At 42.6% G+C, this 6000-nt stretch carries 4 protein-coding genes; all 4 read left to right on the top strand.

Translation table 11 applies throughout. From position 1 onward, the window contains the following. The first annotated feature begins 214 nt into the window (after positions 1 to 214). The 4 genes from I2G42_RS14730 to I2G42_RS14715 all read left to right on the top strand — a co-directional run bounded on the left by I2G42_RS14730 (position 215) and on the right by I2G42_RS14715 (position 5988). Entirely contained in the window at positions 215 to 2407 is a 2193-nt protein-coding gene (locus I2G42_RS14730) for a glycoside hydrolase family 31 protein (RefSeq protein ID WP_195531208.1), read from the top strand. A gap of 292 nt (positions 2408 to 2699) precedes the next feature. Next, positions 2700 to 4862 (top strand): PTS sugar transporter subunit IIABC, encoded by a 2163-nt coding sequence (locus I2G42_RS14725; protein ID WP_055226000.1) that lies wholly within the window; start codon positions 2700 to 2702, stop codon positions 4860 to 4862. Between the two features lie 27 nt (positions 4863 to 4889). Then, positions 4890 to 5726, top strand: a complete 837-nt coding sequence (locus tag I2G42_RS14720) for a PRD domain-containing protein (protein WP_055226001.1) — start codon at positions 4890 to 4892, stop codon at positions 5724 to 5726. 4 nt (positions 5727 to 5730) lie between these two features. Then, on the top strand, positions 5731 to 5988 hold the full coding sequence (locus I2G42_RS14715; RefSeq protein WP_055220321.1) for an HPr family phosphocarrier protein: 258 nt from the start codon (positions 5731 to 5733) through the stop codon (positions 5986 to 5988). Positions 5989 to 6000 lie beyond the last annotated feature (12 nt).

The following is a 6000-nucleotide window of genomic DNA, read 5'->3' as shown; positions in this document are numbered from 1 at the left end:
TGTAAAGTTTTTTAACTTTCTTCAATTTTAGTATTGACTTTTTATTTGCAGGCTAAAGTAACGAGAATGCGACGCGCCGTTTTCAAAGCTGAGGCGGTCAGTATTGGTAAAAAAAGATATTTAAAAATATACAAATTTATGATATGTTGAATACGAAAACGTTACCGATTATACATTTTGACTAAAAATAATAAAAACCAGAGAGGGACAATATATGTCTAATAAAGCAGAAACACAATATAATCCACAATGTGGGGAGCGAAGAACAATTTTTTCAGATGAGTATGATTTTCTCACAAAAATTGAATCAGTGTGTGCCAAAGAAGATGGAATACATTTTTTGGTACGTACATGGAAAGACCGTATAGCCACAGTTCGTATTACATTTTTGACACCATCGGTATTCAGATTTGTGATGGTGCCGGAGATGACTGCAAAAAGCCACAGACAGACGGTAGTCGAAGATGTACCTGAATCGGAGTTTGAAACAAAAAATGCAGAATTTACAGAAAATGAAGATCTGTATATATATGAAACAAATCAGTTAAGTCTTCATTTTTCAAAAAACTACTGGGAAATGTCCATCTATCAGAATGGAAAATTATTGACGAAAGAACAGGCTTTTGACACTAATGTCGATAACCGGTGGAAACAGCTTCCAACAGGATTTAGAGTAGATGCATCTGGAAAAAGTATAGCCTCATTTGAGCAGTTTGTATTATTCTCCGATGAGCAATTTTGGGGATTTGGAGAGAAGTTTACACATTTTAATAAACGTGGACAAAGAATAGAGTGTTGGCAAAAAGATGCATTGTCTACTAATACGGAGGATTCATATAAAAGTCATCCGTATTTTACAAGCAGCCGGGGATATTCCGTATTGTTAAATACATTTACGCGTTCATCATTTGATATGGGTGCTTCATCATGGATCAGTTATCAGATGGGCAGTGACGATCCTATTCTGGATTATATTTTCCTGGCAGAAGAAAGCAAAGACTATAAGAAGCTGTTGCAGCAGTATTTGCAGATTACAGGGCAGATACCTATGATTCCACAGTGGGCTTTGGGTTTCTGGATGTCAAAATGCTCTTATATGAGCCGTAAAGAAGTCGAGGATGTTGTTGCTGATGCTGAAAAATTTGGAATAGGTATCGATGTAATTCATATCGATGGCTGGCAGAGGCAGGATATGTCTGGTGTATGGGAATGGGATACAGAACGTTTCCCTGAACCGGAAGAAATGATTAAAGAATTAAATAAAAAGAACATACATTTAAGTCTTTGGAATTATCCGTACTTGCAGGAAGATTCGCCGGCATTTAAGGAACTGGCAGAACGTGGATTTTTTATAAAAAATAAAGAAGGGCATCCTGCAATGTTTAAAGCGACTGCAGATTCAGAGTTTTTGTGTGCTTGCTTTGATTTCACAAATCCGGAATTTCTGGCATGGTATGAGGAACGTGTGAAAAAAATCGTCAGAATGGGTGTATCAGTGATAAAAACAGATTTCTCTGAAGCAGTACCTGAAGATGTTGTATTTTACAATGGCATGAGCGGGCGAGAAGGACATAATCTTCTGACGTATCTGTATGCAAAAAATATTTACACATGGATGAAAGAAATTTGCGACGAACGTGGGGAATTGCCAATGCTTTGGGGACGCAGTGGGTATGTGGGTTCTCATACGATCCCGGCAGCATGGGCAGGAGATTCTTCCAGTGATAAAGCAAGTCACAGTGCAATCCTTCAGGCCGGACTTGGGATGGCTATGTCTGGTGTATCTTTCTGGGGTTATGATCTTGGCGGATTTTATAACACAGGTTATATCGGAAATGAGGAACGTCCGAATATAGAAGATTACCTTTCCTCTGTGCAGATGGGATTGTGGATGCCATTATCCAGAGCGCACGGTAAAACACCGCGGGAACCATGGCAGTATGGAGATATGGCATTAAAAGAAGTAAAAAAATGGATTAACTTCAGACATCGACTTGTGCCATATCTTTATCACACCGCCTGCCAGAGTCATCAGTCTGGTATTCCAATGATTCGTCCGCTTGTGATGGAATATCCGAAAGATCCAATCGCAAAGACACAGAATCTGTCTTATATGCTTGGTGATGCATTGCTTATTTCACCCGGATTTGACAGAGATGAATATGAACTGTATCTTCCGGAAGGCCGGTGGCAGGATATTGAAAGTAAAGAAGTATATGAGGGAATGACATTTGTTCATATAGAAAACAAAGCTTTTGCTGATGGTGGTACATCTCTTCGGGTTTTCCAGAAGGAAGGAACAAGTATACCGTTGTTTGCTCAAAAAGAAGTATTGCATGTGCCTGCACAACTATGGAAACAGGAAGATCTTGAATTTATGACATTTCAAAAAAAAGATGTTGATTAGCTATTGTGCACAAAATAGATGCATAAGAATGTGAAAAATGGATAAAAAGAAAAAAGCTGAAATCATAAGAACTGACTTGACAAAAGAGATTTATCTGTGCTATATTCAACTACAGTTGTAGTGTGTAACTCGATTTTTGGAGGCATTAACTATACATAACAGGAATTGTTTATGTGGGTTAGTGTCTCTTTTTTGTACTCTGTTTCAGAAAAAGAGTACAGACCGGCTAAAAAGATGCAAAACCGCAGAAACTCTTCTTGTAAAAAGTATAAACTACACAAGGAGTAAAAAAATGAAGGACAAAATTTTTAGTGTTCTGCAGCGAGTGGGAAGAAGCTTTATGCTCCCGATCGCAATTCTTCCGGTAGCCGGACTTTTACTGGGAATCGGAAGCTCATTTACCAATGCAACCACAATTGAAACGTACGGGCTGACAAGTTTGCTCGGCAACGGCACAATTCTTCATGCGCTGCTGGTGATCATGAACAAAGTAGGAAGTGCGGTGTTTGATAACCTGCCTCTGATTTTTGCGGTAGGTGTTGCAATTGGTATGGCAAAGAAGGAAAAAGAGGTTTCTGCCCTGTCAGCCGTTATTGCGTATTTTGTTATGAATACAGCGATTAACGCAATGCTGACTATTACGGGTCAGATTCTGGAAAACGGAGAAATTGCAGAATCCGTTCTGGAAGGAACCATCACTTCTGTCTGCGGTATTCAGTCGCTGCAGATGGGTGTGTTTGGCGGTATTATTGTCGGTCTTGGAGTCGCAGCACTTCATAATCGATTTTACCGGATCCAGCTTCCGAACGCACTTTCTTTCTTTGGAGGTACTCGTTTTGTACCAATTATTTCTACGATCGTCTATATGTTTGTGGGAATTTTAATGTATTTTGTATGGCCGGTTGTACAGAACGGCATTTATGCGCTGGGTGGCCTGGTAACCGGCTCCGGTTATGTCGGAACGCTGATTTTCGGTCTGATTAAACGGGCACTGATTCCATTTGGTCTGCATCACGTATTCTATATGCCTTTCTGGCAGACAGCAGTCGGAGGTACCATGGAAGTGGCAGGACAGATGGTGCAGGGCGGACAGAATATTTTCTTCGCACAGCTTGCGGATTCTGCGAATATCGCACATTTCAGTGCAGATGCAACGAGATATTTCTCCGGAGAATTTATTTTTATGATTTTCGGACTTCCGGGAGCGGCACTTGCCATGTACCATTGTGCGAAACCGGAGAAGAAAAAAGCAGCAGGCGGTCTGCTTCTTTCCGCAGCACTTGCGTGTATGGCAACCGGTATCACAGAACCGCTGGAATTCTCGTTCCTGTTTGTTGCACCGGCGTTGTTTGTCGTGCAGGTTATTCTTGCGGGAACAGCTTATATGATCGCACACATCCTGAATATCGCAGTTGGTCTTACCTTTTCCGGCGGACTTCTGGACTTCTTCCTGTTCGGTATTTTGCAGGGAAATGAAAAGACAAGCTGGATGAGGGTGATTCCGGTCGGCATTCTTTATTTCTTCCTGTACTATTTTATCTTCAAATTCATGATTAAAAAGTTTGATTTTAAGACACCGGGTCGTGAGGATGATGATGTAGAAACCAAGCTTTATACGAAAGCAGATGTAAATGCAAGAAAAGAGGCGCAAAACGATGGGGTGGCATCGGAAGATGCCATGAGTGAAGCGATCACAAAAGGTCTTGGCGGAAAGAAAAATATTTCGGATGTGGACTGCTGTGCAACAAGACTGCGTTGTACTGTTCATGATGCAGCGAGAGTCAGTGATGGTATTTTAAAGGCGACAGGGGCATCTGGCGTTGTGCATAAAGGAAATGGTGTACAGGTTATTTACGGACCGAATGTAACTGTGATAAAATCAAATTTAGAGGATTATCTGGAAAAAGCTCCGAATACGTATGCGGAAGCAGAAAATGCACCAGCCCAAAAAGAGGCGGAGCCAGCGCAGGAAACAAAAGAACAGAAGGTTGTGGATACGATTACTGTCTGCAGTCCGATGAGCGGACTGGCTGCCGATCTTTCTACTGCGCCGGACGAAGCATTTGCGGAAAAGATGATGGGAGACGGCGCTGTTGTAACACCGGAAGATCCTTATGTGCGTGCTCCGGAGGACGGAGAAGTTGCGTTTGTTTTTGACACAAAACATGCAATTGGATTTGTAACCGATTCCGGGGTCAGCCTTCTGATTCATGTCGGAATTGATACAGTAAAACTGAACGGAGAGGGATTTGAGGCACTGGTAGAAAGCGGTCAGACCGTGAAAAAAGGTGATCCGATGCTGAAGCTGGATCTGGAATATCTGAAAACACATGCGCCATCGGTTACGTCACCGGTTCTTTGCACAGAGCTGGAGGAGAACCAGAGAATCCGTCTTTTGACAGACGGACCGGTAAAAGCAGGAGATCCTTTATTTGCGATTGAGATTCTCGCGTAAGCTGTGCCTTAAAAACGGGTGAGAAGAATGTACAGGATAGCAAAAACACTGAACCACAATTCATTTATTGGAGTGGAAGAAGAAAATAACCGGGAATATCTGGTCATGGGGAAAGGAATTGCGTTTGGGAAAAAAACGGGACAGCGTGTGCAGCCGGGAGACGATGCCCGCATTTATTCCCTGACGGAGATGACGGAGAGAGGAAATGCCAGAACCATTGTACAGGGCGTTTCTCCGCTCAGCCTGGAGCTGGCGAGTGCCGTGCTTGACGAGGCAGAAAAGGAATTTGGAAAAATTGACCGTTCCATCGTCTTTCCAATGGCAGATCACCTGGATTTTGCTGTCCGGCGGATTCAGAACGGTGAGCAGATCAGCAATCCGCTCACCGACGATATCCGCGTGATGTTTTACAAAGAGTATAAAGTTGCTTCCTGTATCGGGGAGCTTTTAAAAGAACGGCTTCAGATCGAGATTGATGAACATGAAATCGGCTATCTTGCACTTCACGTTCATTCGGCAATTGTGGAGGAAAATGTTTCACAGGCCATGGAAGTGGCAAGAGCAGTCCGGGAGAGCATTTCTTTGGTGGAGCATATCACCGGGCATACCATTGATGTGATGTCGTTGTCGTATAACCGTATGATGAACCATATCCGCTATATGGTTGCAAGAGCGGTCAGTGGGGAAAAACTGAAAGTAAATATGAATGACTACATGTCCGTAAAGTTTCCGGAAGCCTTTCGGGCGGCGAAACGAATCTGTGAGGAGATGGAAAAGAGGCTGAAACTTCCGATGGAGGAGATCGAAATTGGATATCTCGCTATGCACATAGAACGGATTATGGACAGAGAAGAAGGAGAATAAAAGCATGAAATCATTTGAATATACCATTAAAGATGAACTGGGAATCCACGCAAGACCGGCAGGAATGCTGGTAAAGGAAGCAAAAAAATTTGCATCGGAATGCACCATCACAAAAGATGGAAAAACGAAAAAACTGACTCAGCTGATGATGCTAATGTCACTTGGTGTAAAGCAGGGAGATACCGTAACCGTTGCAGCAAACGGAGAGGACGAAGATGCAGCGATTGAGACGCTGAAAGCGTTTTTCGAAGCAAACCTGTAAAAAGTACGCTCG

Origin of the sequence: Fusicatenibacter saccharivorans, from assembly GCF_015557635.1 — a bacterium.
In the GTDB taxonomy this organism is placed as follows: domain Bacteria; phylum Bacillota; class Clostridia; order Lachnospirales; family Lachnospiraceae; genus Fusicatenibacter; species Fusicatenibacter saccharivorans.
This window is presented reverse-complemented; position numbering and strand designations above follow the sequence as displayed.

What these genes read in the sequence shown, in the direction of transcription:
- I2G42_RS14725 (WP_055226000.1), top strand. Translation starts at nt 2,700, where the DNA reads ATGAAGGACAAAATTTTTAGTGTTCTGCAGCGAGTGGGAAGAAGCTTT.
- I2G42_RS14720 (WP_055226001.1), top strand. Translation starts at nt 4,890, where the DNA reads ATGTACAGGATAGCAAAAACACTGAACCACAATTCATTTATTGGAGTG.
- I2G42_RS14730 (WP_195531208.1), top strand. Translation starts at nt 215, where the DNA reads ATGTCTAATAAAGCAGAAACACAATATAATCCACAATGTGGGGAGCGA.
- I2G42_RS14715 (WP_055220321.1), top strand. Translation starts at nt 5,731, where the DNA reads ATGAAATCATTTGAATATACCATTAAAGATGAACTGGGAATCCACGCA.